This is a genomic window from Bacillus thuringiensis (assembly GCF_001182785.1).
GTDB classification, from domain to species: Bacteria; Bacillota; Bacilli; order Bacillales; family Bacillaceae_G; genus Bacillus_A; species Bacillus_A thuringiensis_S.
In genome coordinates this window covers 4,046,529-4,072,036 of record NZ_CP012099.1, presented here as the reverse complement: position 1 = coordinate 4,072,036, position 25,508 = coordinate 4,046,529, and the positions used below count along the sequence as shown (strand labels likewise).

Below are 25,508 nucleotides of genomic sequence, written 5' to 3'. Positions count from 1 at the left end.
AAGAAGGCATGATTATCGTTATTAAAGGCTATACAATAGACAATAATAAAGTATTAAATCTTAAAAGCTGTATTTATTGAGTTTTAATATAAAAAATTCTAAATTATTTTTTATGCTAGAATATTGATGAAATATAGCGAATGATGTTAGGATAATGGTGTGAAATGTGTGGAATCTTTCGTATTTTATCCAAGAAAGTGATTTTTTATTTACGCTTTCATAAAAAAATATAATGAGATTCCGTATATCCTATCTTTTCAGAATGAAAATGTTTAGAAAAGGGAAGCAACTTTTATTGATTTGTCAAAGCATAAGGGGGAGAGAGCATGATTACATTACAACGTACACCGTTATTTGATGTATACGCGAAGTATGGTGGGAAAACAATCGACTTCGGTGGTTGGGAATTACCAGTTCAATTTTCAAGCATTAAAGAAGAACATGAAGCTGTACGTACAGCTGCAGGTTTGTTCGATGTGTCTCATATGGGAGAAGTTGAAGTAAAAGGTGTAGATAGTTTAGCATTTTTACAACGTGTTGTTACAAATGACGTATCTACCTTAAAGGTAGGGGGCGCACAATATACAGCTATGTGCTACGAAAATGGTGGTACAGTAGATGATTTATTAATCTACAAACGTGGTGAAGAAGACTATTTATTAGTAATCAATGCATCAAATATCGAGAAAGATTACGAATGGTTAGCAAGTCATGTAATTGGCGATGCGACAGTAGTCAATGTTTCTAGTGAAGTTGCACAGCTTGCAATTCAAGGACCAAAAGCAGAAGGCATTTTACAAAAAGTTGTGTCAGAAGATTTGAAAGAAATTAAGTTCTTTAAATTTAAAAACGATATTCTTGTAGATGGAATTCCAGCACTTGTATCTCGTACAGGTTATACAGGTGAAGATGGATTCGAAATTTACTGTAAGAGTGAAGATGCTGCAAAACTTTGGGAGAAACTTCTTGAAGTTGGAGCAGAAGAAGGCTTAAAAGCATGTGGTTTAGGTGCTCGTGATACACTTCGATTCGAAGCAACATTACCACTTTATGGACAAGAATTATCAAAAGATATTACACCGATTGAAGCTGGAATTGGCTTTGCGGTAAAACCAAATAAAGAAGCAGACTTCTTTGGAAAAGAAACGTTAAAAGAGCAAAAAGAAAACGGTGCGCCTCGTAAGTTAGTCGGCATCGAAGTAATCGAACGTGGAATTCCTCGTACGCATTACCCTGTATTTATTGGAGAAGAAAAAATCGGGGAAGTAACGAGTGGTACACAATCTCCAACGTTAAAGAAAAGCATTGGTTTAGCACTAATTGATGTAAAATACGCAGCAGTTGATACAGAAGTAGAAATTGAAATTCGTAATAAACGCGTCAAAGCAGTAGTTGTTCCAACACCATTTTATAAACGTTCAAAGTAACGGGGAGAGGGGTAGATTTCATGTTGCATCGTTATCTTCCAATGACAGAAGAAGACAAAAAAGAAATGTTACAAACGATCGGCGTTCAAACGATCGATGAGTTATTCTCTGATATTCCAGAGAGTGTTCGTTTTAAAGGGGATTTAAAAATTAAAGAAGCAAAATCAGAGCCAGAGCTTTTAAAAGAGTTATCTCAAATGGCTAGTAAAAATGCTAACTTAAAAGAGTACGCTTCTTTCTTAGGAGCAGGCGTATACGATCATTACGCTCCAGTAATTGTAGATCACGTTATCTCTCGCTCAGAATTTTATACAGCTTACACGCCATACCAACCAGAAATTTCACAAGGGGAATTACAAGCAATCTTTGAATTCCAAACAATGATTTGTGAATTAACAGGAATGGATGTAGCAAACTCTTCTATGTATGACGGGGGTACAGCTTTAGCTGAAGCGGCAATGTTAGCAGCTGGCCATACTCGCAAAAAGAAAATTCTTGTATCTAGCGCGGTTCATCCAGAATCAAGAGCAGTACTTGAAACGTATGCAAAAGGTCAAAATCTTGAAGTTGTTGAAATTAATCATAAAGATGGTGTAACAGATTTAGACGTATTACAAAGTGAAGTAGATGATACAGTTGCTTGTGTAATCGTTCAATATCCAAACTTCTTCGGACAAGTTGAAAAATTAGCTGATATTGAAAAAATCGTTCATCAACAAAAATCATTATTTATCGTTTCTTCAAATCCATTATCATTAGGCGCATTAACACCACCAGGGAAATTTGGTGCTGATATTGTAATCGGTGATGCACAACCATTCGGTATTCCAACGCAGTTTGGTGGACCGCACTGTGGTTACTTTGCAACAACGAAAGCATTTATGCGTAAAATTCCAGGACGTCTTGTTGGACAAACTGTAGATTCAGATGGTAAACGTGGATTTGTATTAACGTTACAAGCACGTGAACAGCATATTCGCCGTGATAAAGCGACATCTAACATTTGTTCAAACCAAGCGTTAAATGCATTAGCAGCTTCTGTTGCAATGACGGCACTTGGCAAACAAGGTGTGAAAGAAATGGCACGTCAAAACATTTCTAAAGCACAGTATGCAAAACGTCAATTTGAGGCGAAAGGCTTCACAGTAACATTTGCTGGACCATTCTTCAATGAGTTTGTTGTAGATTGCAAACGTCCAGTGAAAGAAGTAAACGATGCATTATTACAAAAGAATATTATCGGTGGTTACGATCTAGGCCGTGATTATAAAGAGCATGAAAACCATATGCTTGTAGCAGTAACAGAGCTTCGTACAAAAGAGGAAATTGACACACTTGTAAATGAAATGGGGGCTATCCAATGAAGAACCAAGACCAAGCACTTATTTTTGAAGTGACTAAAGAAGGCCGCGTAGGATATAGCTTACCCAAATTAGATGTAGAAGAAGTAAAATTAGAAGATGTATTTGAGAGCGATTATATTCGCGTTGAAGATGCAGAGCTTCCAGAAGTATCTGAACTTGATATTATGCGCCATTACACAGCGCTTTCAAACCGTAACCACGGCGTTGATTCTGGATTCTACCCACTTGGATCTTGTACGATGAAATATAATCCGAAAATTAATGAAAACGTGGCTCGTTTCGCAGGCTTTGCAAATATTCATCCACTGCAAGATGAAAAGACAGTACAAGGTGCAATGGAATTAATGTACGACTTACAAGAGCATTTAATTGAAATTACAGGTATGGATACTGTTACTTTACAACCAGCAGCTGGTGCACACGGAGAATGGACAGGTTTAATGTTAATTCGTGCATACCATGAAGCGAATGGTGACTTTAACCGTACGAAAGTAATTGTGCCTGACTCTGCTCACGGAACGAATCCAGCATCTGCAACTGTAGCTGGTTTTGAAACAATTACAGTAAAATCAAATGAAAATGGCCTTGTTGACTTAGAAGACTTAAAACGTGTTGTAAACGAAGAAACAGCAGCACTTATGTTAACAAATCCTAATACATTAGGTCTATTTGAAGAAAATATTTTAGAAATGGCAGAAATCGTCCATAATGCAGGCGGTAAATTATACTATGATGGTGCAAACTTAAATGCGGTATTAAGCCAAGCGCGCCCAGGAGATATGGGATTTGACGTTGTGCATTTAAACCTTCATAAAACATTTACAGGTCCTCACGGCGGTGGTGGCCCAGGTTCTGGTCCAGTAGGTGTGAAAGCTGATTTAATTCCGTACTTACCAAAACCGATTTTAGAAAAAACGGAAAATGGTTATCACTTCAACTACGACCGTCCAGAAGCAATTGGTCGTGTGAAACCATTCTATGGTAACTTCGGAATTAACGTTCGTGCATACACGTATATTCGCTCTATGGGTCCAGATGGCTTGCGTGCAGTAACTGAGTATGCTGTATTAAATGCGAACTATATGATGAGAAGATTAGCGCCATTCTACGATCTTCCATTCGATAGACATTGTAAGCATGAATTTGTATTATCAGGTCGTCGTCAAAAGAAACTTGGTGTACGTACATTAGATATTGCAAAACGTCTGCTTGATTTCGGTTACCATCCACCAACAATTTACTTCCCATTAAATGTGGAAGAATGTATTATGATTGAGCCGACAGAAACAGAATCAAAAGAAACATTAGATGGTTTCATTGATAAGATGATTCAAATCGCTAAAGAAGTAGAAGAAAATCCAGAAGTTGTACAAGAAGCACCGCATACGACAGTCATTAAACGTTTAGACGAAACGATGGCTGCACGTAAACCAGTTTTACGTTATGCAAAGCTAGCTCCTGTACAAGTTTGATTAGAATAACAAAAGAAGAACTCGCTACGGCGGGTTCTTTTTTTGTATGGATAATTTGTCCCGCATTAACGGACAGTAAACTCCCAACTCAAAACTTAGCTGGTGCAAAGAAGCCAGGTGGGAGATAAACTGTCCGTTAATGCCCGATTGGTTCAACTGATAATCAGTGGGGATGAACAAAAATCCCCACTGATTAAAGTTTCACTTTATGCAGAAATAGTGAAGAAAATGTTAAAAAATTATATTTTTTGTTTCCTAATGGTGTAAAGGTGTAGTTTTATAGGTAGTTTTGTTGAAAAAGTCGGTTTGATAAAAGTATTTATTTTTGTTAGAATTTTATTGAAATTAAGAAGATGTGATGAGGCAAAAATTACTCATTTTTATGTATATGTGAAAAAACGAGCAAGACGGGGGTGAAAGTGTGGGATATCGATGTTATAGAATGGTATACCATTTAGAAAATGGAGAAACAATTAAAGATGTAAAAGAATTTTGCTATCGAGACCAAGGGAAAGTGTTAGAAAGAGTAGCAAATCGTGTAATGGATAATAGAGAAGTGACGGCGATTGATAAACAAGGAACAATCATTTCAATAGCATGTGAGGACATTGTAAAGGTGGAACTTGATTACATAACAGAAAGTTAACCTTGAGTCATATCGAATTATTCGATAAAATAAACTGTTGAATGGTGAAGTGAGAAGAGAGGAGTTTATCATGGGTAGTACAAGACACTTTTATATGTTTATCTTAGCGTTTGTTCTTGTTGTGGCATTAACGATTTACTTAATCGTTGACAGCAGCTGGTACAACACGGTTCATCCGGCATTCCTTCTGTTTATGTATATAGGAATTGCAGTAGTAAGTTTCGGAATGAGAGATGAGATGTTAGATCGCTTTGAAAAGTGATACATATACGAAAGACCAACAGGAAAATGTTGGTCTTTTTTTCTTGCCAAAAATAGGATGATGTGTATATACTGTATATATAAGATATACACAGTATATACACACACTGGAGGAAAACATGAATATTATTATTTCGAATTCTTCCCAAGACCCTATTTATGTGCAAATAAGAAAACAATTAAGCCAGCTTATTTTAAATGGCGGTTTAAAGGGTGGAGATCAATTACCGTCTATTCGTAGCTTAGCGAAGGAATTACAAATTAGTGTCATTACAACGAAGCGTGCATACGAGGAGCTTGAAAAAGAAGGATATATAGAAACTGTTGCTGGGAAGGGGACTTATGTTTCACGTAAAAATAATGAACTATTAAAAGAACAAAGGCTTCGCCTATTGGAAAGTAAAGCGGAAGAGATTGTGAATGAAAGTAAAGTGTTGCAGCTTTCACTTGAAGAATTGCAGCAGATGATTGCGTGTTTATATAAGGGGGAATAAGAGATGTTAGAGCTAAAAAATGTTTGTAAAAGTTATGAAGATTTTGCAGTGAAAAATATAAGTTTTGCATTACCACGAGGATATATTATGGGGTTTGTCGGACCAAATGGTGCTGGGAAAAGTACAACGATCAAAATGATTATGAATTTAATTAGAAAAGATAGCGGCGATATAAAAATTTTTGGCAAAGACAATAAGAAAGCCGAAAAGGACATAAAACAAAATATTGGTTTTGTATATGATGAAAATCATTATTACGAAGATTTAACGTGTGAACAAATGAAACGTATTATTGCACCGTTATATAAAAAGTGGGACGAAAATCAATACCAATCGTATATGCAAAGATTGCAAGTTCCAAAGTATAAAAAAATTAAAGAGCTATCTAAAGGGATGAAAATGAAGTTTGCGATTGCCATCGCACTTTCACATCATGCAGAGTTTATCATTATGGATGAGCCGACAGCAGGATTAGATCCAGTTGTCCGAAGTGAATTACTTGATATGTTGCAAGAAATTGTAATGGAAGATGAAGTATCTGTATTATTCTCAACCCACATTACAACGGATTTAGAACGTATTGCAGATTATATTACGTTTATCAACGATGGAGAAATTATATTTACTGGTGAAAAAGATGAATTAATGGAGAACTACGTAATCGTAAAGGGAAGCAATGATTTATTAGATCGAGAAGGAAAAGAACTATTTGTTGGATTACGAAAAAATAAATTTGGTTTTGAAGGTTTAGCGAAGGATAAACAAGCAATTATCGATTGGTTTGGAAATGAGGTTGTAATAGAAAAGCCTACATTAGACGATATCATCGTTTACACTGCGAAAGGGAGAGGTGCTTATGCGTCAGCTCGTATATAAAGATTTATTCTTTTTTCGGGTAATTTGGTTAGTGAATCTTGTTATGCCCCTTTTGTTCTTTATGTTAGATGCAAGTGGTGAATTGTTATTTCCAATGAGTTGTCTATTTATAACCTTTTCATCGGTTATGACGTTAACCGTTATGGATGAAAGAAATAAAAGTGACATTGTTATAAATAGTTTACCGGTAAGTCGAAAGGATATCATAATTGCTAGATATATTTCCTGTGCAATATTCATTGTTGGTGCCATTCTCTCTACGATGTTAGTTGTTTTTCTTATAAGGGGTATTGTGGTTATTAGTGATATCAGTGTATATCATCCTAATCTATACATTGAAATTCCATGGTATGAAGTCATAAATGGAGCTGTTTATGCCACATTTTTTGTTGTCACGTTTTTCCCTAGTTATTATGGTACAAAATCGAAGGTAGTAAGAAGTATAGGATCAGCAGCATCAATAGGAGTGGGTGTAATTCTTTGGATATTTATTAGTGATGGGCTGAATGAAACAACATCTTCATTCAGTGAGTGGATTATGAATCCAGTACATATTGGTGTATTTATAGTTGGAGGAATGATATTAGCTAGTGTCTATATCGTTTCTATGTTTCTTACAATTAAAATTTATGAAACGCGTGATTTATAGAGAGGAGAATTTATATGCAACAATTGATTTTGAAGGAGTTTTTCTTACAGAAGAAGATGTTTCCTTTCTATTTTTTAATACCCATTTTATCTATTTTTAAGGATTCCGTCGAACCAATGGGGATTGCAATAGGATTATTTATAACATGTAGTACGATTATATATATTTCTTTTTATTATGAAGAGAAAAGTAAAGCGGAAAAAGTATTAGTGAGCTTGCCTATAACGAGAACAGAGATAGTTATAGCTAAATATATTGCAAGTTCATTATTTATTATGGCTGGTTTGAGTGTAACTTTTATAGTCTTAATATTAGGAAATATTTTATTGGGCAGGGATATAGTCATGCCTGGATATGCAGTATTTTCAGCAATAGTAGCAACTTTAATCTATTGTGTTGTAACGATACCCGCTAATTACATTGGAGGATATAAAGCGACTTCTGTTTTGAATGTTATTATGATTTTGCCTTTAACAGGTATGATTGGCCTTATGTGTAATATTTTTGGTGATAAAACAATTATGCTAAAAGTACTCCACTCTCAAGAGGCTACACTAGCAATGAGTGTTCTTGGTATCGGAGTATTAGTAAGTATATTCATATCAATGTTCCTCTCAATGAAAATGTTTCAGGAGGCAGAGTTATAGAAGTGACATTTTCATATTAGGAGGTGTAATACATGATTAAGCAACTAATTTTAAAAGATTTCATCATTCAATGGAAATTTTTAATTTGGTACATACTGTATCCTGTTTTCTTTTATATGGCCTTAACGGATACGGAAAATCTGTTCATAATTATGTCAGTAATTATTACAATTGGGGCAACAGTAAAAACATTTGAAGCAGATAGTAAAAATGAGAGTGAAGTTATAGTAAACAGCTTACCAATATGGAGAAAACAAATTGTGTATGCGAAATATATAGTAGCAATTATTATTCTTTTTATAAGCGTAACGGTCGGTTGTTTCACGATGGGAATGAAGAATGGGGTTAATCTATTTGAATTTATTGAAACGAAAATGGTTGCTAGTATTAGCTTTATTTTAGTGTATTTAAGTTTGGTTTTACCGCTATCCTTTTGGCTAGGGTATAAGAAAACTATTTTTATTGCGATTTTTATACTAATAGCACCTATGGCTGTTTCTTCTATTTTCTTTGGAATCAACCTAGAACAAATTCAACTATATAACAGCATGTTATTCGTTAGTTCAATATGTATGTTCATAGCATCTATCTTCGTTTCAGTAAAAATATATGAAAAAAGAGAATTTTAAAAGGTGCCTTAAAAAAGGCACCTTCTTCAATAACGACAATACGAGAGCAGTAGTTTATAAAAAGAAACGCTATTTGGTACATCTTTCGGAGTATGTAATATAAAGCTGAAAACGATGATGAGAATAAGAAATAGGAAAAATAAAAATAGGATTTGCTTATGTATAGAATTTTGCATATTATTCACTCCTTTTTTAGGTAGTATGTCCAAAAGAAAGGAGTGTATGAAAAATTTTAGGAGGGGAGAATGATGAACAAACGAAAATGGTTATATAGAATAGGGGTACTTTTATTTTCAATCGGTCTCATATTAGCAAATTTTTACTCAGATATACCATCACCATTTCCTAATTTGCATAAAGGGATTGGTATAAGTATTGTCATAGTTGGTCTTCTTTGTCTTATCACATCAAACTTCTACAGAAAGTCTGAATGAATATAAAAAAGGACAGTTACTCTTTTTCAGAAGTACTGTCCTTTTTAAATAACTTATTCCATAGCTTGGCGATACTCCATATAATGACGATTGCAATGGAGGCAATAATGGACCAAACGATTGATATAATTTCAAGTGTCATGTTAGGAAGGAATGTGAGAATGGATACTACTTTATGAAACAACCATTCTATTATATGAAAACTTATTTGCAATAGAATGACAATCCCGAGTGTAATCCATGCTAACATTTGCTTCCCTTTTTCTTTCCACATGACATTCACCTCACGTTAGCTTAATAGTTTTAAGCCAACAGCGCCGCATAAAATGCAGCTTAAGAAAGCAAGACGACGCCAATCCGCTGATTCACGGAAAATAAGAATACCAAGAAGTGCACTACCGGCAGTTCCGATTCCAGTCCAAATCGCGTAAGCAGTTCCCATCGGTAACGTGTCCATCGCAAGAGATAAGAAAAAGAAACTTACTGCGAAGTTAGCGATTAAAATAACTTTTGGTGCCCAGCCTTTCTTTTCAGTGGCTACTTTCATAAAGAGTACACCAATAATTTCACAAATACCAGCTAGAATTAAAAATACCCAAGCCATTTTATGCGGCCTCCTTCGCTTCTTTTTCTTCTGTTACTCGTTTTAAACCAATTACTCCGAAGAAGATTAAACCAATTAATAATACTTTTACAATAGAGAAAGGTTCTCCGAAGACGAAAATCTCTGTCAGAACGATTCCGCCAGCCCCAATTCCTGTGAAGACTGCGTATACAGTGCCGACAGGTAAATCTTTATAAGCTCTAAATAATAAGACGAAACTAATTGTAATTAATAGCGCAACACCAGCCCATTCAAGTGGTGCCTCCGCTTTTTTTAGTCCAATCACCCAAAAGATTTCAATAATACCAGCGATGATTACATAAATCCATGCCATATGTCATTTCTCCTTCCTACCAGTCGTTAGGTAAAGGGCTTAAAAACGACGCATTGCAAAGGAGCAATCCGTCAGTTTGAAAGTCCGCGCCAAAATACTTTCCAAGAAGCGTCTAAACGTGTCTCAAAACGATTTAAACCTGCGTATAGTAGTTCAACCATAAGACCGTCGAGTAAGCATAGAAAAGCTTCTAAGGCGTCTTTTACTTCAATGTTATGCAGCTCATCTTGTTCGCTTGCTCTTTTAAATACAGGGAATAAAAGTTTTCCGACGTTTTCAATGTGTACATTTGCTTTATTAATAATTTGCTCGCGAAATGCATCAGGCGGAAAATAAGAAGTTCGTAACCAAAACATTGATTCTTCACTTTCACCAAATCGTTTTGCATAGCCTTTTAATAATTTTAAAAGCAATTCTTCAGTGGACGAATTGGAAAAGCTTTCGATATCGCCTGTGAAGCTTTGCAAATCTTTTTGAAGAGCAGATTCTAAGCATATGAAATATAGCTCTTCTTTTCCTTTAAAGTGTGCGTAAATCGATGGTTTTTTAATCCCAACTTCTTGAGCAATATTTGCCAATGAAGTTCCTTCATAGCCGTAGCGTGCGAAATGAGAAAGTGCTACAGCTTTAATGCGGTTTGCTGTCATTTTCATCCCCTACCTACCGTTCGTTAGGTTAATTATATGAGATGGAAAATATAATGTCAATAGGTGAAGAGCTGAAAAAGAGCGTTATAGGTAACGCTCTTTTTAGACAGTCTCTCGCTCAATTAAATGGAATGAAAGTTCTTTTGCACTGCCGACAATTTGCTCGCTTTGGATCTGCTTATGGAATAAAGAAAAAGCATGTGAGCCCATTGCGAGACCGGGATGTTCAATTGTGGAAATTTCTAATGCCTTTGAAATTTCATGATTATCAAATCCAAGGATAGCAAGGTCTTCAGGTACTCGAATGCCATGTTTTCGAGCCTCTGTTAATAAACCAGCTGCAACTTGATCGTTCGCTGTGAAAATAGCAGTTGGACGATTTTTCATATTTAAAATACGATGGAGTATTTGTGCTCCGTCCTGCATTGTATAGCATTGGTGAAAAATCCATTCAGGATGCAACGTTTTCCCTTCGTTACGAAGTGTATCGGCGAATGCTTTTTCACGCTCCATGGAATTTACACTTGTTTTTCTCGCTAAACAAATTCCGATTTTTTCATGGCCTTTACTTAGTAAATAGGCAGTACCGAGACGGAAGCCTTCATAATGATCTACGTAGATGGATGAAATGAGGGGATGGTTCATTTTTTCACATGAAATAATAGGGGCAAATTTTGCGAAAGGTTCGATTTGTTCCCAAGAGCTCGTTCTGGAGCAAATAATCATCCCATCAAATTGTTTCATTTTCATCATTTCAAGAACACGAATCTCTTCAAGGTTATCGTAATTTGTTTGGCATAAATTAATATGATACCCAGCTAATAATGCTTCGTTACCGATTCCTTCAATAATGGTACTGAAGTAGGGGAGGTTAATGAAAGGAAGCATAACGCCAATTGTATATGTTTTCCCTCTTATTAAATGGACAGCATTTATATTTTTTGCGTAGTTTAATTCTTCAACAGCATCTAGAACACGCTTACGCTTTTCTTCTTTTACGTAAGGGTGATTATTCAGGACACGAGAAACAGTTGATATCGATACACCAGCAGTTTTAGCAATTTGTTTTATATTGGCCATATGTATCACCTCTTTCCCTTATTATAAAGGGAAAATAATAAGAAAGAAAAAATCTTGACCTGAAAAGCTTTTCACAAACTATGGTATTAATAAGACTTCTTTTTATTCGCGTAACCTTTTCACTTGGGCGTAAGAATGATAGGGGTCTTTTTTGTTTGCAAAAAGTGTTGTCAAAATGTGTGAGAATAACGTGGAAAGTTTTCAAAGGTGGAGTTTAATGACAAAGCGAATATGAAGAGCATATCAACGCTTCGTTCGTTAAGAGAGCGGTATGAAAGGGCGGAAACAAATTGAAAAAAAGAATCATTTGTTTCGTGTTTTCTAGTTTTGTACTTAGTTCGTGTTCGTTTCAGCAAACGATGCAAGAAGAAAAACACTTTGTGGGAACAACAGGAGGAGCTATGGATCGTGTTACGGATCCTATTCCGCTAAAGGAACTTCCAAAATATTTTCCGGTGAAGTTTAAAGTTCCAACGTTTTTACCGTACGACATTACAAGTGATGTGAAGGGTGAAGTAAGAACGCTTGGGAAAAAGAACGCTGTCTTAACGATTAAATATAAACAGCAGGAGCCAGGTCGAAATGAGTATATTGAGTTAAATGTCGCGAACTTTCCTTATAGTTTTCCGGATCTCGTGGAAGAGAAGCGATTTCAAGAACAAATGAAACTGAATAATGGAACGTCTGCTTATTTTAAAAATAAAGATGATTATGAACGTGGTGACGAATTTGCTACGCTTATATGGAAAGAGAAAGGAATTGAATATCAGCTATTGTATCGGAATGTAGAAGAGAACGATAAAGAAACGATTAAGCAGAATTTATTATACATTGCGAACAAGATGAAATGAAAAAACTAGCCGATTTATTCAGCTAGTTTTTTGTATGTTATTATTTCTTTTTAATTTTGCCTGTCCAAGATTTAAATCCACCTTGTAATTGGTAGAAATCTTTGTAGCCTTGTTTTTTTAAGTATTGCGCTGCACGACCTGTACGGAATCCGCTTTGGCAATATAAGTAAACAGGTTGATCTTGACGAAGTTCTTTATGGCGAAGGCGAATTTGTGATAACGGAATGTTACGTGCACCTAAAATGTGCCCTGCGTTATATTCGTCTGTTTCACGAATATCGATAAGCTGTGCTTTACGGTAGCCAGCGCGAAATTCTTCTTCTGTAAGAGTTTTAATTAATTTTTTCTGATAGAAGTACATCCATACAGTGTAGCCGATAAATGCTACGATTACGGCTAATAAAATAATCCAAGTTGTTGACACGATTCTATCGCTCCCTTTTTTCTTATCCTACTTTCAATATTATAATGCCCATATGTATTTATGCAACAGATTCATTTGCATATAAGAAGAAATTTCGTATTCTTTCACAAATTTTGTCGAATTTGGTAGACTAGAGAATGTGAAAAATAATTGGTTATATGAGGTGCAGGATGGGAAAAGAAAAATGGTGTTATATTAACTCTGGTCAATGTTCACCGGCATTTAATATGGCGTTAGATGAATGTTTGTTAAGTTGGCAAAGTGAAAAGAAAATGCCGCCAACAATTCGTTTTTATGAATGGGAAGTACCAACATTAACAGTTGGATATTTTCAACGTGTTGAGAAAGATATTAATATGGATGTAGTTAACGAAAAGAAATATGGATTCGTTCGTCGTCAAACAGGCGGCAGGGGTGTACTACATGACAAAGAGTTAACGTATAGTGTTATTGTGTCTGAAGATCATCCGAATATGCCAAAAACAGTTACAGAAGCGTATCGTGTTATTTCGCAAGGCTTATTAGATGGTTTTAAGGCATTAGGGTTAGAAGCATATTATGCAGTTCCAAAAACAGAAGCAGATCGTGAAAATTTGAAAAATCCACGTTCAGGTGTATGTTTTGATGCACCATCTTGGTATGAAATTGTAGTGGAAGGAAGAAAAATTGCTGGTAGTGCTCAAACACGTCAAAAAGGTGTTATTTTACAGCATGGATCGATTCCATTAGAAATTGATTTAGATGAACTATATGATCTATTTTTATTCCCAAATGAACGTGTGAAGGAACGTATGAAGAGTATGTTCTCTTCTAAAGCAGTAGCAATTAATGAATTAACAGACCGTACATTTACGATAGAACAGTTAATTAAAGCGTTTGAAATTGGGTTTGAAAAAGGATTGGATGTAGAACTTGTTCCATATGAATTAACAGAAGAACAGTTACATGAAGTTCAAACGTTAGCGAAAGAAAAGTATGAAAGTAATGAGTGGAATTATAAAAAATAAGAGATGGCAATTGCCACCTCTTATTTTTTTATAGTAAATTAAGTACTTTTTCTACTTTGATTCCTTTATCTTGTAAAGAACGAAGACGACTTACAACGTCCATAATTTCTTTATCAAATGTAACGCTAATACCTTGGCTTTGTAGTTCTTCTTTTAAGCTTTCAATAGAATCATCTATGTCGATGCCAAGCTCGTAATCTTGACAAACTTCAATTGTCTTTTTCACGAGTTTAACATAATTTTCTTGTAGTTTTGAATTTGTTTCAGTCAAAGCAGGCTGCTTCGGTTTTGCAGGAGCAACCGGTGCTGTCTCTTGCTTTGTAACTGGAGTAGGGACTACTTTTTTCACAGGTGCTGGAGTAGTTAGTTCTACAGCCGCTTCTACGCTTACTGGCTTCGGTGTCGGTACCGGAGTAGGTTTAGGTGCCATAGCAGGTGTTTCCACACGCGTAACAGGCTTAGGAGCAGGTGTAATTGCTTTTGGAGCTTCTACAACTACTTCTTTTTTCGGTGCTGCTTCTACCTGTGTTTCTTCTTGCTCGGCAGCTTCTTTATTTTCTTTACTCCACATAACGCGTTCAATTTCTAGAGAAACATTGTTTTTGTTCATCGCTGTTAATGTAACTTTACCAACTTCAGCGTTTCCAGTGAAATCAACAATTTTATAAATAACACTCTTGTTCCAATCCACGTTTCCGCTCAAAAATAATTCTTCGTTACATTTCGGCGTTAAGCCCTCGATTTTAATTTCTGCGTTTACACCGTTTTCACTATATACCATAATTAGCGAAGCATTTACATCTTCGTCTGCTAACATTAGTTCACGTACCATTTTGCCGGTGCGTACTTGCGTTTTCTTCTTAACTGACATCTAATTTCTCCTCTCAAAAATTCAGTAATAATAAAAAAATCGTATAACGAAAAATAATTGCTCACGAAGATTTATGATACCGATAATAAAAGCATCACGTCAACAATTAACTTTAATTATTTTGCATTTTTCTTATTTTCTTTATGAAATTTTTCAATTTGTAAAATTAGACAGAAGAAAAAACAGCCTTTTGAAGGGCTGTTAAAAATTTGATTTTTTATATAGTAATTTATATAAAATAAAAAATAAGATAGCAATTAAAGCGTTTTGCCAAAAGGTTAGATGATAAATGAGATAAGGTTGCTTTTGGAAATAAATATTTAAGAATACAGCGGAACAAAATGGAGTAGCAAATGCGAATCCAAATAGAATTCTTCTTTTCCAATTCATTTTCTGATCAAAGGAGTAACGCTTTAACAAATATAAAATAAATAGTATACCTAGTATAATTATTGAAACAGACAAAGTAGTTCCAGGGATACTAAAAACTGGGGTTAATTGTTCCGCAGTATTTCCAAAAGTTAAAATAAAAAAAGAAACAATTGCATCGATTCCAAACTGTATAACAAGAAGTAAGCTAATAGAAAATCCAATTAAAGAAGTTTTTTCTAACTTTGTTTGGGTTGGTAAAGCTGATATAAGTTCATCGCAATAAGATTGTAAATCATTACCGAAAATGTCGTAAGCACTTTTATTTTCTGCTTGTGCTTCGATAAGATGATCTAATATTTCTAGTAAAAGTTCCTCCATTTGTTGCTGAGGTACGTTTGATATTCGAAGATATACTAACATATCGCCATAAGCAGCTTCGTTTTCGGAAGTTAGAAGCTCACGTTTTTTATTATTCAATTCAACCATGTCTTGGGCATTCATCCTCATCACTCCCCCTGTAATAAGTTATTTACCGTAGTAGAAACCATTCCCCAGCTTTGTTTAAATTCTTCAAGCTGTTCTAATCCTTTATCCGTTACGTGATAATATTTTCTCTTTGGACCAAGTGAGGAGGCTTTTAATGTTCCTTCAATCAATTTTTCTTTTTGCATACGTAACAATAACGGATATATGCTTCCTTCGCTTACGAATGTAAAGCCGTGTGTATTTAATTTTGTGCTCAGTTCATATCCGTACACTTCTTCTTGTGAAATGATGTATAGGATGCAACCTTCTAGTACACCTTTTAACATTTGGCTGTGCATGATTTCACCACCTTTTACTCAGGTAACTTGCGTTGCAAGGTAGTTGTTATCCAAATTATAACATTCAGTAACTTGCAACGCAAGTTACTGAAGTGGAAAACTTTAATGAGTGTTAATTTTTCAACGTTTCCCATACTAACGAGAGGGAGGGAAGCACATGAAACCATTTATGCCAAAACTCATTTACTTTGAACCAAAGGCACTTGAATATCCGCTTGGAAAAGAGCTTTATGAGAAGTTTACGAAGATGGGACTAGAGATTCGTGAAACGACATCACATAATCAAATTAGAAATTTACCAGGAGAAAATGATTTGCAAAAGTATCGTAATGCAAAGGCAACGCTTGTCGTTGGGGTGAGGAAGACATTAAAGTTTGATACGTCAAAACCGTCAGCTGAATATGCAATCCCGCTCGCAACAGGGTGTATGGGGCATTGTCATTATTGTTATTTGCAAACGACACTTGGGAGTAAGCCTTACGTTCGCGTGTATGTGAATCTCGATGAAATATTTGAGAAGGCAAAGCAATATATGGATGAAAGAGAACCTGAAATAACAAGATTTGAAGCGGCGTGTACATCAGACATTGTTGGGATTGATCATTTAACACATGCATTAAAGCGGGCGATTGAATTCATTGGAGAAAGTGAATATGGGCGTTTACGTTTCGTTACGAAATATTCGCATGTTGATCATTTATTAGATGCAAAGCATAATGGGAAAACTCGTTTCAGGTTTAGTATAAATTCACGATATGTAATTAAAAATTTTGAACCAGGGACATCGCCGTTTGAAGAGCGAATTGAGGCGGCTCGTAAAGTAGCAGGTGCAGGTTATCCACTTGGTTTTATAGTTGCACCACTTTATATGCATGAGGGATGGGAAGAAGGATACCGTGAATTATTTGAACGACTGTACAATGCGCTGAAAGATATGACGATACCAAATTTAACGTTTGAATTAATTCAGCATCGTTTTACGAAACCAGCAAAAAAGGTTATTCAAGAGCGTTATCCAAATACGAAGCTTGAAATGGATGAAGAGAAGCGAAAGTATAAATGGGGACGATATGGAATTGGGAAATATGTATATAAAAAAGATGATGCAGAAGTATTGGAAGAAACGATTCGAGGATATATTCATCACTTTTTTCCTGAAGCAGAAATTCAATATTTTACATGAAAGGAACTTGTATTTGAATGCAGGTTCTTTTCACTTTTGCAGATTTAGGCTCGTTTCCACCTTGTCACGTTATTCTTTCTGGTGTATCATTTTATTGATTGCTTCGTACGGAATAAGCAAAATGAAATTGGATGGAGGAAACCGATGCCTACCCCTAGTATGGAAGATTATATTGAACAAATTTATTTGTTGATTGATGAAAAGGGTTATGCCCGTGTATCTGATATTGCTGAAGCGCTTAGTGTACATCCATCCTCTGTAACAAAAATGGTACAAAAATTAGACAAAGACGAATATCTAATTTATGAAAAATATAGAGGGCTTGTATTAACATCAAAAGGTAAAAAAATCGGGGAACGTCTCGTATATCGACATGAATTGTTAGAACAGTTTATGCGCATTATCGGTGTGGATGAAAGCAAAATTTATAATGATGTAGAAGGAATTGAACATCATTTAAGTTGGGAATCAATTGACCGTATCGGTGATTTAGTACAATACTTTGAACAAGATGAGGTTCGAGTGGAAACACTTCGTGGTGTTCAAAAAGCAAATGAAGAGAAAAGTAATTAAGGGGAACGGATGGCGTTTCCTTTTTTATTTCAATTCGAAAAGGATGGGAGAATTATGAAAGCAATTATTTTTGATTTTGATGGATTAATTGTGGACACAGAAACGATATGGTTTCACTCTTTCAGAGATGCTGTTCGTGAATACGGCGGAGAGCTACCTTTAGAGGAATTTGCGAAATGCATTGGAACAACAGATGAGGTGCTTTTTGCATATTTAAATGATCAATTAAAAGAGAAGTTTAACAAAAGTGTATTAAAAGAAAAAGTGGCAACTTTACATAAAGAGAAAATGAAAATACCAGAAGCGCGTGACGGGGTAAAAGAATATTTAGAAGAAGCGAAAGAAATGGGATTGAAAATCGCACTAGCTTCTAGTTCATCTAGAGAATGGGTTATTCATTTTTTAGAAGAGCTACAGATTCGAGAATATTTTGAAGTAATTAAAACGAGGGAAGATGTTGAGAAGGTAAAACCAGATCCAGCTCTTTATCGAGTTGCAATAGAAGAGTTAGGAATTAAGCCGTCTGAAGCTGTTGTATTTGAAGATTCATTAAATGGATTGAGAGCAGCAGTTGCAGCGGGATTAATGTGCGTTGTTGTACCTAATGATGTGACACGGAATTTACCATTTGAAAATCATCATCTTCGAATTGAAAGTATGAGAGAGAAAAGTTTAAAAGAAGTGCTTCAAAGTATAAAAAAAGACCGTATTTCCTAAAAGGAAGCACGGTCTTTCTTTTTGCTTTTTTTGCCTTCAATGACAGTTAAATGAGACTGTTTTCTTTTTCGTTTCAAAGTGGAAGAATCCCCTTTTTTACTTTTGTCATTAGAAGTATTTGACTTAAAGAAAGAATTGCCTAGGGGTGCTACATTTTGTTTCCCATGTTTGCGGTTCGATTGTTTTGCCGCACGCTTATATGAGCTTTGCGAATTTGCAGAACCACTGGAATTTGTAAACATCTTGTATAGCAAATAAAAGATACCGACAACAAGTAACATGTACCCGATATTTCTTAATACACCCATGGGATTTGTAATAACAGATGAAACAAGGCCGAATATTGCCAATCCGATAATAAGCACAAATATAGCGAAAGTAAACGAACGACCATTCATAAGGAACACCTCCTAAAAACATATATTGAAATTAGTATATTAACGATGAGGAAAGGAGTTGAACACCATTTTTAAATAATTATTGTTTGTTCTCTAAACGTAATAATTCTTCAAACGATGCAATTGCTACTTCCACTTGATCATCTGTTGGTTCTTTCGTTGTTAATAGTTGTAGCCATAATCCAGGATATCCAAGTACGCGTAATACGGGAATATCTCGTAATCGATTTGTAAATTGCAATACTTCGAAAGAAATACCAAGTACAACTGGAATTAATAAAATTCTGTTTATAACTCGTGCCCAAAGAGGATCTGTAGGGACGAGGAAATAAACGAACATTCCAATAATGACTGTAAATATAATAAAGCTACTGCCGCATCTATAATGGAGACGAGTTTGCTTTTGAACGTTTTCTACAGTCAGAGGAAGGTTATTCTCGTAAGCATTGATTACCTTATGCTCCGCACCGTGATACTGAAATACCCGCTTAATAAGTGGGGTTAAAGAAATAAAGTATATATAGCTCAATAATAGCATGAGCTTAATGACACTTTCGACAATGATTTGCCCGGTATGAGATGGGAAAATCGGTCTCGTTAATTCAGCTAATAGTGCAGGAACTGCTGTGAAGATGACTTTACCGAATATGAAAGATAAAACGCCAACCGCTGCAACTCCTAATACCATCGTTAATTTTGATTGTTCTTCTTTTTTATTTGCAATTTGTTCATCATCTTCTGGGTGGACGTCAAATCGTTCTGAAGCGAAGTTTAAATGCTTTGCTCCATTCGCACTTGCATCCACAATAGCGGCAATCCCTCGTAAAAATGGAATTTTTTTCAGCGTAGATAATACTTTATTACGAACGCGTGGTAATCGATAAAATTCAATCGATTTATCTTTACGACGAACCGCTGTAACAGTATATTCTCTACCGCCAAACATAACTCCTTCTATGACCGCTTGCCCGCCATATATTTGTTTTGACTCTTCTGCCATGTTAACACCAACCTGTATTTGTTTCTCTCTTATGTAGAAAAAGAGGCAATTGTCATACTGGGTTCTGTCGTTTTGAAATAAGACAATCACCGAGTTTCCTTTATTTTATCGGCAAATACAAGTAGATGACAAGGGAAAATGTTATGAGAGTCGGACATTTCTTATTCTTTTTATAGACAAATTTCGCAGGATTTAAACATGCTTCAAAATAGTTTCGGGCATACTATTGAGTGGAGGTGTCGATGTGAGTCAAGAACAATTAGGAACAAGGAATTTTGTGCAGATTGGTTTGTTTGGTGGAATCTTTTGGGGCGGGATATGGTATTTCCTTCATATATTTTCATTTACGGAGGCGGGACCGAATTATTTCCTTTTACCATTTGCGTTTGGAAGTTGGAAAGAAGGTGTATGGGGCAATGTGTCAGGAATAGTGTGTATGGGACTTCTTTCAATTTTGATTGCCTTTTTGTATAAAGCATTTTTTGCGAAGTTTGAAGGGGTTATTCCGGGAATTATTTATGGGCTATTTTGGTGGGCATTGCTGTTTTTTGGGATGGGTTTAATGGCCCCTGTTATTAAAAGTGCGCTCCATTTACCAAAAGAGACAATTGTGACGACAATATGTATTTTTATATTGTATGGTGTGTTTATAGCATATTCTGTTTCTTACGCAGTAAATAGCAATAAAGTAGAACAAGAAGGGCAAGAGAAGACGAACTATTCAAATAAGTAACTCCTATGTTAAAATATTGTATAGATATTTAATATTAAGGAGTTTTAAGAATATGAAAAAGTTACTCCTCGTAAACGGTCCTAACCTAAATCGCCTCGGTGTTCGTGAGGTAAATGTATATGGGAAGGGCACGCTAGCGACACTTGAAGCAGATATGAAGCAAGAAGCAGAAACAATGGGAGTGGAGTTAGAATGTTTCCAATCGAATCATGAAGGTGCCATTATCGACATTATTCATGAAGCGGAAGATATATATGAAGGGATCATTTTAAATCCAGGAGCATTTACGCATTATAGCTATGCGATTCGTGATGCCATTGCGAGCATTTCGATTCCTGTTATTGAAGTACATATTTCTAACATTCATCAGCGTGAATCGTTCCGTCACGAATCTGTGACGGCAGCTGTTTGTGCAGGACAAATTGTTGGATTTGGTTTTTATGGCTATAAGTTAGCGTTATTTGCATTAATGGAGAAATTGAGGGAGGCATAAAGTAATGGAGAAAATTGAAAGATTACGAAGTGCGTTTGATGAGGCTGGCATTGACGGTATTTTGTTAACAAATGAACATAGTCGTAGATATATGGCTAATTTCACAGGAACAGCAGGTGTAGTTCTTATTTCAAAAGATCGTGCTCAATTTATTACAGATTTCCGTTACGTCGAGCAGGCAAGTAAACAAGCGGTTGGATATGAGATTGTACAGCACGCAGGATTAATCATTGATGAAGTGGCAAAGCAAGTGAAAGAGCTTGGAATTCAAAAGCTTGGTTTTGAGCAAGATACTCTTACATATAGTTCTTATTCAGCGCATAAGGAAGCGATTGATGCTGAATTTATCCCGACTTCTGGACTTGTAGAAAAGTTACGCTTGATAAAGACTGATTCAGAGATTAAGATATTAAAGGAAGCTGCACAGATTGCAGATGCTGCCTTTGAGCATATTCTATCATTCATTCGCCCGGGAGTATCTGAAATTGAAGTGTCAAATGAACTTGAATTTTTCATGAGAAAACAAGGAGCAACATCTTCTTCGTTTGATATTATCGTTGCTTCAGGTCTTCGTTCGGCATTACCGCACGGCGTGGCATCTGAAAAAGTGATAGAAACAGGAGATTTCGTTACATTAGACTTCGGCGCTTATTATAAAGGATATTGCTCTGATATTACTCGTACGATTGCAGTCGGTGAACCATCTGATAAATTAAAAGAAATTTATAATATCGTTTTAGAAGCACAACTACGTGGTGTGAACGGTATTAAAGCTGGTTTAACAGGTCGCGAGGCTGATGCGCTAACGCGTGACTACATAACGGAAAAAGGATATGGTGAATACTTTGGGCACTCTACTGGTCATGGAATAGGTCTTGAAATCCATGAAGCACCAGGTTTAGCGTTCCGTTCTGATACAGTACTTGAACCAGGTATGGCTGTAACAGTAGAACCAGGTATTTATATTCCAGGTATTGGCGGCGTACGTATTGAAGATGATATCATTGTGACAAGTGAAGGTAATGAAGTAATTACGAAATCACCAAAAGAACTTATTATTTTGTAATACACAGGAGGATTTTTTTACATGATTTCAGTAAACGATTTTCGTACAGGTTTAACAATTTCAGTGGACAATGCGCTTTGGCAAGTACTTGATTTCCAACACGTAAAGCCAGGTAAGGGTGCTGCATTCGTTCGTTCTAAACTACGTAACATTCGCACAGGTTCTGTTCAAGAGAAAACATTCCGTGCAGGTGAGAAAGTAGAAAAAGCACACATCGAAAACCGTCGTATGCAATACTTATACGCAAGCGGTGAGGCTCACGTATTTATGGATAACGGAACTTATGAGCAAATCGAGCTTGGTGAAAACCAAATCGAGCGCGAGCTTAAATTCCTAAAAGAAAACATGGAAGTAGCAATCATGACTTACCAAGGCGAAGTACTTGGTGTTGAACTTCCGAATACAGTTGAATTAAAAGTGTCAGAAACAGAGCCTGGTATTAAAGGTGATACTGCTTCTAACGTAACAAAACCAGCTACATTAGAAACTGGTCTTGTTGTACAAGTACCAATCTTCATTAACGAAGGCGAAATGCTTATCATCAACACTGGTGAAGGTAAATACGTTTCTCGTGCATAGTAGAAAAGCACTCGTGATAATCACGAGTGCTTTTTTTATAGGAAATAGGGTAGATAGTAAATAGTGGTTATAATAAAACTTACTAAAACAAGTGAAAGAGTAGCCATAATAGATGGAGTCAAAACAATTTGAAATGGTTTTATTTCGCCAGTCTCAACGCCAGTTAATGTTTTACTTATTGCGTGATCTGTAATGTTATTTCTATGGTTACTCATAATAATTAACCACATAATTGCAAATATTGCTAAACTACCAAGGAAAAAGGTCTCTATAAATGACCAACCGACCAACAATGAAAAAAGATAAATAAGAGCTAATTCTACTACAACGGTTAAACTAATTTTCAATGCCTTCATATTTTTCCTCCTCACTCTGTAATTCCAACCAGTTTAAAAAATTTTCACGTGACACGACATGCAAAGAGCAAGTCGACTTTACTTCTTTCTCTAGTGCAGCGTGTTCGTCTGGAAACTTGTTTTCCACATGCAATGAAATATAAGGTAGTTTTTCTTGTGCTTTTAACGAGCGGATATTATTCGTTTTAGCACCAGCAAATACGTAGGAAAGTTGTAAGTCTAAAAAAGCGATTTTAAAGATTTCTTTTTTAGCAGCCTCGTTATAGCCTTTTCCCCAGTACGGATAGCCGAGCCAACTACCAATGTGAGATTGCTTCTTCTCATTATTAATATGTTTAAGTGTGGTGAGGCCAATTATTTCATTCTCTTCATTTACAATCATTCTCGATAATGATTTCTTTTGGCGTTCTTCTTCTATTGCGAAAAGAAGAAATGTTTTCGTGTCTTCGATGTTTTCTACCGTTAGCCCTAATGCATTTTTTATATGTGGATCACTTGATAGCTCGAAAATCACATTTGTATAGCATAAATCTAGTGGTAATAAAGTGACGTGCTGCATGGCTTATACCCCTTTTAAACTAAATATACCATAATATACCACAAAACAATATGAATATTCAGATTAGAATGCGGGCTTTAGAGAAAAGTTATGTTTTTGCTTCTGAAATAGACAACCTCTGCATATGGTTGTACAAATATATTTTTTTTTAGAATATGAAGTTAGTAACTGTTACGGGAGAAGGTGGAAGAATGAAACAGTGGCTAGCGGCAATGGAAACATCCGTGCTTGTTATGGGAGCACTTCGATTATTTTCAGGTAGTGCGGAGATATTTGCTGCTTTGCTTATGCTTTATGTGAATGATGCGAAGAAAGCGTTGTTTATAAATGGTATGTTAGCGTTTGTTGGACCTACCGTATTAATTTTAACAATGACAATTGGGATAGCGAGTGTAGCAAGTGAAATTTCTTTCTTGAAGCTCTTTTTTCTAGCGCTTGGAATTTGCTGTATTTTTATCGCATTACTGAAATAGTAAGTCGAGTATAGTGGGGAGAAGCCGATGAAAGAGGTATTAGAAGTTTTACCAAAAACGATGAAGTACTTAATTGAAGAATGTAAGCAATACGATGCTTTAGAGGAAATTCGTGTTCGAATTGGAAGACCGCTAGAGTGTATTGCACATGGAAAGGTATTTTTTTATGACTATATCACTACTGCAGAGGATGCTATTTACTTATTGAATAAGTTAAGTCAATTCTCAATTTATACGATGGAAGAGGAATTAAAACGTGGGTATGTGACGCTTCGCGGGGGGCATAGAATCGGGTTAGCGGGAAAAGTCATTACAGAAAAAAGCGCAGTGAAAATGATTCGTGATGTCTCTTCCTTTAATATTCGTATCGCTCGTCAAAAAATAGGAATTGCTGAACCGCTTTTGCCATATTTGTATGAAACAAGATGGTTAAACACGATGGTAATTGGCCCTCCACAAACGGGAAAAACGACACTTTTAAGAGATGTGGCACGCTGCATGAGTCAAGGGGTAAGTGCTTCGGAAATTCCTTCCTGTAAAGTGGGGATTGTTGATGAACGGTCAGAAATTGCTGGCTGTGTGAAAGGAATCCCGCAATATGATTTTGGCACACGAGTCGATGTGTTAGACGCATGTCCAAAGGCTGAAGGAATGATGATGATGATTCGTTCTATGAGTCCTGATATTTTGATCGTAGATGAAATTGGCCGTAAAGAAGATAGTGAAGCAATTATGGAAGCGGTGCATGCAGGTGTTCAGCTTTTTATAAGTGCACACGGATTTTCCTATGAAGATGTTGTAAAGCGGCCATCACTAAAAGCGGTGCTGGAACTTGGCGTGTTTGACAGGTTTGTGGAATTGTCAAAAGCGAGAGGTCCAGGAACGGTAATGCAAGTGAAAGATAGAGCTGGAAAACCAGTACTACCTCATAAAAAGGCAGAAGGCGTATGGTGAAAATATTTGGTGCGGTATTAATAGTTGCTGTCAGCACCTTTTTCGGATTTTCATACGCTAAAAGGTACAGTGAGAGACCGCGGCAACTTAGGTTATTAAAGGCGGCATTACAATCATTAGAAGCAGAAATTATGTATGGACACACACCTTTATCTGAAGCGGCCGAGCGATTAGTGAAACAAATGCCGAAGCCATTAAATTGGATATTTCAAAGTTTCGCTAAAAAACTAGAAAGTGGAGAACAAACAGTAAGAGAAGCGTGGATAGATAGTTTGAAAGAGAACTGGAAGTTAACCGCATTTCAACAAACTGAGTATGAAATACTGCAGCAATTTGGTGAAACGCTCGGGCAACATGATCGTGAATCACAACAAAAACATATTCGCTTATGTATTACACATTTGGAGAGAGAAGAAGGAGAAGCGAAAGCATTACAACTGCAATACGAAAAAATGATCAAGAGCTTAGGGGTACTAGCAGGGCTACTTATTGTAATTTTACTGCTATAGGG

General features: G+C 36.0%; 36 protein-coding genes. 23 read left to right on the top strand and 13 right to left on the bottom strand.

Annotated elements, in window-relative coordinates; translation table 11 throughout:
* Positions 1 to 326 precede the first annotated feature (326 nt).
* The 11 genes from gcvT to AC241_RS20905 all read left to right on the top strand — a co-directional run bounded on the left by gcvT (position 327) and on the right by AC241_RS20905 (position 8,899).
* Positions 327 to 1,427: a glycine cleavage system aminomethyltransferase GcvT gene (gene gcvT / locus AC241_RS20960; RefSeq protein WP_000631766.1), complete on the top strand. Its 1,101-nt coding sequence runs from the start codon at positions 327 to 329 to the stop codon at positions 1,425 to 1,427.
* A 20-nt stretch (positions 1,428 to 1,447) separates the two neighbouring features.
* Positions 1,448 to 2,791: an aminomethyl-transferring glycine dehydrogenase subunit 1 gene (gene gcvPA, locus AC241_RS20955; protein WP_000903240.1), complete on the top strand. Its 1,344-nt coding sequence runs from the start codon at positions 1,448 to 1,450 to the stop codon at positions 2,789 to 2,791.
* Positions 2,788 to 4,263: an aminomethyl-transferring glycine dehydrogenase subunit 2 gene (gene gcvPB / locus AC241_RS20950; RefSeq protein WP_048563832.1), complete on the top strand. Its 1,476-nt coding sequence runs from the start codon at positions 2,788 to 2,790 to the stop codon at positions 4,261 to 4,263. The genes gcvPA and gcvPB overlap by 4 nt, the downstream gene beginning before the upstream one ends.
* Before the next feature lie 442 nt (positions 4,264 to 4,705).
* Positions 4,706 to 4,909 (top strand): DUF3929 family protein, encoded by a 204-nt coding sequence (locus AC241_RS20945; protein WP_000262496.1) that lies wholly within the window; start codon positions 4,706 to 4,708, stop codon positions 4,907 to 4,909.
* A 70-nt stretch (positions 4,910 to 4,979) separates the two neighbouring features.
* A complete protein-coding gene (locus AC241_RS20940; RefSeq protein WP_000535933.1) occupies positions 4,980 to 5,171 on the top strand; it encodes a hypothetical protein in 192 nt (63 codons plus the stop codon).
* 118 nt (positions 5,172 to 5,289) lie between these two features.
* Complete coding sequence (locus AC241_RS20935) at positions 5,290 to 5,664, top strand: GntR family transcriptional regulator (protein WP_002111795.1); 375 nt, start codon at positions 5,290 to 5,292, stop codon at positions 5,662 to 5,664.
* Positions 5,665 to 5,667: 3 nt separating this feature from the next.
* Positions 5,668 to 6,540: an ABC transporter ATP-binding protein gene (locus AC241_RS20930; protein WP_050844515.1), complete on the top strand. Its 873-nt coding sequence runs from the start codon at positions 5,668 to 5,670 to the stop codon at positions 6,538 to 6,540.
* A complete protein-coding gene (locus tag AC241_RS20925) occupies positions 6,521 to 7,189 on the top strand; it encodes an ABC-2 transporter permease (protein WP_050844514.1) in 669 nt (222 codons plus the stop codon). The genes AC241_RS20930 and AC241_RS20925 overlap by 20 nt, the downstream gene beginning before the upstream one ends.
* Before the next feature lie 14 nt (positions 7,190 to 7,203).
* Positions 7,204 to 7,836, top strand: coding sequence for an ABC-2 transporter permease (locus AC241_RS20920; RefSeq protein WP_050844513.1), 633 nt, complete (start codon positions 7,204 to 7,206; stop codon positions 7,834 to 7,836).
* A 32-nt stretch (positions 7,837 to 7,868) separates the two neighbouring features.
* On the top strand, positions 7,869 to 8,465 hold the full coding sequence (locus tag AC241_RS20915; RefSeq protein WP_050844512.1) for an ABC-2 transporter permease: 597 nt from the start codon (positions 7,869 to 7,871) through the stop codon (positions 8,463 to 8,465).
* A gap of 248 nt (positions 8,466 to 8,713) precedes the next feature.
* Entirely contained in the window at positions 8,714 to 8,899 is a 186-nt protein-coding gene (locus AC241_RS20905) for a hypothetical protein (protein ID WP_043935936.1), read from the top strand.
* A gap of 16 nt (positions 8,900 to 8,915) precedes the next feature.
* Here the strand turns inward: AC241_RS20905 and AC241_RS20900 are convergent, their stop codons facing one another.
* From AC241_RS20900 to AC241_RS20880, 5 genes are all read right to left on the bottom strand, one after another.
* A complete protein-coding gene (locus tag AC241_RS20900; protein WP_016080305.1) occupies positions 8,916 to 9,173 on the bottom strand; it encodes a DUF3975 family protein in 258 nt (85 codons plus the stop codon).
* A 15-nt stretch (positions 9,174 to 9,188) separates the two neighbouring features.
* Positions 9,189 to 9,503: a DMT family transporter gene (locus tag AC241_RS20895; RefSeq protein ID WP_016080306.1), complete on the bottom strand. Its 315-nt coding sequence runs from the start codon at positions 9,501 to 9,503 to the stop codon at positions 9,189 to 9,191.
* A gap of 1 nt (position 9,504) precedes the next feature.
* Positions 9,505 to 9,837, bottom strand: coding sequence for a DMT family transporter (locus AC241_RS20890; RefSeq protein ID WP_000312344.1), 333 nt, complete (start codon positions 9,835 to 9,837; stop codon positions 9,505 to 9,507).
* Positions 9,838 to 9,908: 71 nt separating this feature from the next.
* Complete coding sequence (locus AC241_RS20885; RefSeq protein WP_002005730.1) at positions 9,909 to 10,490, bottom strand: TetR/AcrR family transcriptional regulator; 582 nt, start codon at positions 10,488 to 10,490, stop codon at positions 9,909 to 9,911.
* A gap of 96 nt (positions 10,491 to 10,586) precedes the next feature.
* Positions 10,587 to 11,564 (bottom strand): LacI family DNA-binding transcriptional regulator, encoded by a 978-nt coding sequence (locus AC241_RS20880; protein ID WP_050844511.1) that lies wholly within the window; start codon positions 11,562 to 11,564, stop codon positions 10,587 to 10,589.
* 314 nt (positions 11,565 to 11,878) lie between these two features.
* On the opposite strand from AC241_RS20880, the gene AC241_RS20875 reads away from it, so the two are divergent.
* The gene (locus AC241_RS20875) at positions 11,879 to 12,415 is read left to right on the top strand and encodes a hypothetical protein (RefSeq protein WP_033657529.1); all 537 of its coding nucleotides are present in this window, start codon (positions 11,879 to 11,881) and stop codon (positions 12,413 to 12,415) included.
* 40 nt (positions 12,416 to 12,455) lie between these two features.
* On the opposite strand, the gene AC241_RS20870 is transcribed toward AC241_RS20875, so the two are convergent.
* Positions 12,456 to 12,839: a rhodanese-like domain-containing protein gene (locus AC241_RS20870; protein ID WP_000108654.1), complete on the bottom strand. Its 384-nt coding sequence runs from the start codon at positions 12,837 to 12,839 to the stop codon at positions 12,456 to 12,458.
* 170 nt (positions 12,840 to 13,009) lie between these two features.
* On the opposite strand from AC241_RS20870, the gene AC241_RS20865 reads away from it, so the two are divergent.
* A complete protein-coding gene (locus AC241_RS20865; protein WP_000514092.1) occupies positions 13,010 to 13,846 on the top strand; it encodes a lipoate--protein ligase family protein in 837 nt (278 codons plus the stop codon).
* 28 nt (positions 13,847 to 13,874) lie between these two features.
* Here the strand turns inward: AC241_RS20865 and AC241_RS20860 are convergent, their stop codons facing one another.
* The 3 genes from AC241_RS20860 to AC241_RS20850 form a co-directional block, all read right to left on the bottom strand.
* Complete coding sequence (locus AC241_RS20860) at positions 13,875 to 14,717, bottom strand: hypothetical protein (RefSeq protein WP_043935934.1); 843 nt, start codon at positions 14,715 to 14,717, stop codon at positions 13,875 to 13,877.
* 201 nt (positions 14,718 to 14,918) lie between these two features.
* Complete coding sequence (locus tag AC241_RS20855) at positions 14,919 to 15,590, bottom strand: DUF1048 domain-containing protein (RefSeq protein ID WP_048563837.1); 672 nt, start codon at positions 15,588 to 15,590, stop codon at positions 14,919 to 14,921.
* Positions 15,591 to 15,595: 5 nt separating this feature from the next.
* Positions 15,596 to 15,913, bottom strand: coding sequence for a PadR family transcriptional regulator (locus tag AC241_RS20850; protein WP_043935933.1), 318 nt, complete (start codon positions 15,911 to 15,913; stop codon positions 15,596 to 15,598).
* Positions 15,914 to 16,070: 157 nt separating this feature from the next.
* Here AC241_RS20850 and splB point away from each other — a divergent pair, with 157 nt between their 5' ends.
* The 3 genes from splB (at position 16,071) to AC241_RS20835 (ending at position 18,386) form a co-directional block, all read left to right on the top strand.
* The gene (gene splB, locus AC241_RS20845) at positions 16,071 to 17,096 is read left to right on the top strand and encodes a spore photoproduct lyase (RefSeq protein ID WP_050844510.1); all 1,026 of its coding nucleotides are present in this window, start codon (positions 16,071 to 16,073) and stop codon (positions 17,094 to 17,096) included.
* A 144-nt stretch (positions 17,097 to 17,240) separates the two neighbouring features.
* A complete protein-coding gene (gene mntR / locus AC241_RS20840; RefSeq protein WP_001143080.1) occupies positions 17,241 to 17,669 on the top strand; it encodes a transcriptional regulator MntR in 429 nt (142 codons plus the stop codon).
* A gap of 54 nt (positions 17,670 to 17,723) precedes the next feature.
* Positions 17,724 to 18,386: an HAD family hydrolase gene (locus AC241_RS20835; protein ID WP_029443288.1), complete on the top strand. Its 663-nt coding sequence runs from the start codon at positions 17,724 to 17,726 to the stop codon at positions 18,384 to 18,386.
* On the opposite strand, the gene AC241_RS20830 is transcribed toward AC241_RS20835, so the two are convergent.
* The gene (locus tag AC241_RS20830) at positions 18,383 to 18,784 is read right to left on the bottom strand and encodes an SA1362 family protein (RefSeq protein ID WP_016080312.1); all 402 of its coding nucleotides are present in this window, start codon (positions 18,782 to 18,784) and stop codon (positions 18,383 to 18,385) included. The genes AC241_RS20835 and AC241_RS20830 overlap by 4 nt on opposite strands.
* Before the next feature lie 79 nt (positions 18,785 to 18,863).
* The gene (locus AC241_RS20825; protein ID WP_000807121.1) at positions 18,864 to 19,784 is read right to left on the bottom strand and encodes a DUF1385 domain-containing protein; all 921 of its coding nucleotides are present in this window, start codon (positions 19,782 to 19,784) and stop codon (positions 18,864 to 18,866) included.
* Positions 19,785 to 20,028: 244 nt separating this feature from the next.
* Here AC241_RS20825 and AC241_RS20820 point away from each other — a divergent pair, with 244 nt between their 5' ends.
* The 4 genes from AC241_RS20820 to efp are packed head-to-tail and all read left to right on the top strand — an operon-like array spanning position 20,029 to position 22,655.
* Complete coding sequence (locus tag AC241_RS20820) at positions 20,029 to 20,517, top strand: YqhR family membrane protein (protein ID WP_016080314.1); 489 nt, start codon at positions 20,029 to 20,031, stop codon at positions 20,515 to 20,517.
* Between the two features lie 52 nt (positions 20,518 to 20,569).
* Positions 20,570 to 21,010, top strand: coding sequence for a type II 3-dehydroquinate dehydratase (aroQ, locus tag AC241_RS20815; protein ID WP_000735140.1), 441 nt, complete (start codon positions 20,570 to 20,572; stop codon positions 21,008 to 21,010).
* A gap of 4 nt (positions 21,011 to 21,014) precedes the next feature.
* Positions 21,015 to 22,076 carry a Xaa-Pro dipeptidase gene (gene pepQ / locus AC241_RS20810; RefSeq protein WP_000411037.1) on the top strand — a complete coding sequence of 354 codons (1,062 nt, stop codon included), beginning with the start codon at positions 21,015 to 21,017 and terminating at the stop codon, positions 22,074 to 22,076.
* A 21-nt stretch (positions 22,077 to 22,097) separates the two neighbouring features.
* Positions 22,098 to 22,655 (top strand): elongation factor P, encoded by a 558-nt coding sequence (efp, locus tag AC241_RS20805; protein WP_016080316.1) that lies wholly within the window; start codon positions 22,098 to 22,100, stop codon positions 22,653 to 22,655.
* Positions 22,656 to 22,690: 35 nt separating this feature from the next.
* Here efp and AC241_RS20800 read toward each other — a convergent pair whose 3' ends face one another.
* Positions 22,691 to 23,011, bottom strand: a complete 321-nt coding sequence (locus AC241_RS20800; protein ID WP_029443285.1) for a hypothetical protein — start codon at positions 23,009 to 23,011, stop codon at positions 22,691 to 22,693.
* Complete coding sequence (locus tag AC241_RS20795) at positions 22,992 to 23,570, bottom strand: GNAT family N-acetyltransferase (RefSeq protein ID WP_050844509.1); 579 nt, start codon at positions 23,568 to 23,570, stop codon at positions 22,992 to 22,994. The genes AC241_RS20800 and AC241_RS20795 overlap by 20 nt, the downstream gene beginning before the upstream one ends.
* Positions 23,571 to 23,761: 191 nt before the next feature.
* On the opposite strand from AC241_RS20795, the gene AC241_RS20790 reads away from it, so the two are divergent.
* Genes AC241_RS20790 through spoIIIAB form a run of 3 tightly spaced genes read left to right on the top strand, consistent with a single transcriptional unit; the run spans position 23,762 to position 25,506 of the window.
* Positions 23,762 to 24,043: a YqhV family protein gene (locus AC241_RS20790; protein WP_000816050.1), complete on the top strand. Its 282-nt coding sequence runs from the start codon at positions 23,762 to 23,764 to the stop codon at positions 24,041 to 24,043.
* 27 nt (positions 24,044 to 24,070) lie between these two features.
* The gene (gene spoIIIAA, locus AC241_RS20785; RefSeq protein ID WP_050844508.1) at positions 24,071 to 24,997 is read left to right on the top strand and encodes a stage III sporulation protein AA; all 927 of its coding nucleotides are present in this window, start codon (positions 24,071 to 24,073) and stop codon (positions 24,995 to 24,997) included.
* On the top strand, positions 24,991 to 25,506 hold the full coding sequence (spoIIIAB, locus tag AC241_RS20780; RefSeq protein ID WP_016080319.1) for a stage III sporulation protein SpoIIIAB: 516 nt from the start codon (positions 24,991 to 24,993) through the stop codon (positions 25,504 to 25,506). The genes spoIIIAA and spoIIIAB overlap by 7 nt, the downstream gene beginning before the upstream one ends.
* Positions 25,507 to 25,508 lie beyond the last annotated feature (2 nt).

Coding starts and splice junctions, on each gene's coding strand:
- AC241_RS20945 (WP_000262496.1), top strand. CDS start 4,706: ATGGTATACCATTTAGAAAATGGAGAAACAATTAAAGATGTAAAAGAA.
- spoIIIAA (WP_050844508.1), top strand. CDS start 24,071: ATGAAAGAGGTATTAGAAGTTTTACCAAAAACGATGAAGTACTTAATT.
- AC241_RS20835 (WP_029443288.1), top strand. CDS start 17,724: ATGAAAGCAATTATTTTTGATTTTGATGGATTAATTGTGGACACAGAA.
- AC241_RS20930 (WP_050844515.1), top strand. CDS start 5,668: ATGTTAGAGCTAAAAAATGTTTGTAAAAGTTATGAAGATTTTGCAGTG.
- gcvPB (WP_048563832.1), top strand. CDS start 2,788: ATGAAGAACCAAGACCAAGCACTTATTTTTGAAGTGACTAAAGAAGGC.
- AC241_RS20800 (WP_029443285.1), bottom strand. CDS start 23,011: ATGAAGGCATTGAAAATTAGTTTAACCGTTGTAGTAGAATTAGCTCTT.
- AC241_RS20935 (WP_002111795.1), top strand. CDS start 5,290: ATGAATATTATTATTTCGAATTCTTCCCAAGACCCTATTTATGTGCAA.
- AC241_RS20790 (WP_000816050.1), top strand. CDS start 23,762: ATGAAACAGTGGCTAGCGGCAATGGAAACATCCGTGCTTGTTATGGGA.
- gcvPA (WP_000903240.1), top strand. CDS start 1,448: ATGTTGCATCGTTATCTTCCAATGACAGAAGAAGACAAAAAAGAAATG.
- mntR (WP_001143080.1), top strand. CDS start 17,241: ATGCCTACCCCTAGTATGGAAGATTATATTGAACAAATTTATTTGTTG.
- splB (WP_050844510.1), top strand. CDS start 16,071: ATGAAACCATTTATGCCAAAACTCATTTACTTTGAACCAAAGGCACTT.
- AC241_RS20825 (WP_000807121.1), bottom strand. CDS start 19,784: ATGGCAGAAGAGTCAAAACAAATATATGGCGGGCAAGCGGTCATAGAA.
- aroQ (WP_000735140.1), top strand. CDS start 20,570: ATGAAAAAGTTACTCCTCGTAAACGGTCCTAACCTAAATCGCCTCGGT.
- AC241_RS20860 (WP_043935934.1), bottom strand. CDS start 14,717: ATGTCAGTTAAGAAGAAAACGCAAGTACGCACCGGCAAAATGGTACGT.
- AC241_RS20920 (WP_050844513.1), top strand. CDS start 7,204: ATGCAACAATTGATTTTGAAGGAGTTTTTCTTACAGAAGAAGATGTTT.
- AC241_RS20865 (WP_000514092.1), top strand. CDS start 13,010: ATGGGAAAAGAAAAATGGTGTTATATTAACTCTGGTCAATGTTCACCG.
- AC241_RS20880 (WP_050844511.1), bottom strand. CDS start 11,564: ATGGCCAATATAAAACAAATTGCTAAAACTGCTGGTGTATCGATATCA.
- AC241_RS20905 (WP_043935936.1), top strand. CDS start 8,714: ATGAACAAACGAAAATGGTTATATAGAATAGGGGTACTTTTATTTTCA.
- AC241_RS20795 (WP_050844509.1), bottom strand. CDS start 23,570: ATGCAGCACGTCACTTTATTACCACTAGATTTATGCTATACAAATGTG.
- AC241_RS20925 (WP_050844514.1), top strand. CDS start 6,521: ATGCGTCAGCTCGTATATAAAGATTTATTCTTTTTTCGGGTAATTTGG.
- pepQ (WP_000411037.1), top strand. CDS start 21,015: ATGGAGAAAATTGAAAGATTACGAAGTGCGTTTGATGAGGCTGGCATT.
- AC241_RS20830 (WP_016080312.1), bottom strand. CDS start 18,784: ATGAATGGTCGTTCGTTTACTTTCGCTATATTTGTGCTTATTATCGGA.
- spoIIIAB (WP_016080319.1), top strand. CDS start 24,991: ATGGTGAAAATATTTGGTGCGGTATTAATAGTTGCTGTCAGCACCTTT.
- AC241_RS20900 (WP_016080305.1), bottom strand. CDS start 9,173: ATGTGGAAAGAAAAAGGGAAGCAAATGTTAGCATGGATTACACTCGGG.
- AC241_RS20915 (WP_050844512.1), top strand. CDS start 7,869: ATGATTAAGCAACTAATTTTAAAAGATTTCATCATTCAATGGAAATTT.
- efp (WP_016080316.1), top strand. CDS start 22,098: ATGATTTCAGTAAACGATTTTCGTACAGGTTTAACAATTTCAGTGGAC.
- AC241_RS20940 (WP_000535933.1), top strand. CDS start 4,980: ATGGGTAGTACAAGACACTTTTATATGTTTATCTTAGCGTTTGTTCTT.
- AC241_RS20890 (WP_000312344.1), bottom strand. CDS start 9,837: ATGGCATGGATTTATGTAATCATCGCTGGTATTATTGAAATCTTTTGG.
- AC241_RS20895 (WP_016080306.1), bottom strand. CDS start 9,503: ATGGCTTGGGTATTTTTAATTCTAGCTGGTATTTGTGAAATTATTGGT.
- AC241_RS20885 (WP_002005730.1), bottom strand. CDS start 10,490: ATGAAAATGACAGCAAACCGCATTAAAGCTGTAGCACTTTCTCATTTC.
- AC241_RS20855 (WP_048563837.1), bottom strand. CDS start 15,590: ATGAATGCCCAAGACATGGTTGAATTGAATAATAAAAAACGTGAGCTT.
- gcvT (WP_000631766.1), top strand. CDS start 327: ATGATTACATTACAACGTACACCGTTATTTGATGTATACGCGAAGTAT.
- AC241_RS20850 (WP_043935933.1), bottom strand. CDS start 15,913: ATGCACAGCCAAATGTTAAAAGGTGTACTAGAAGGTTGCATCCTATAC.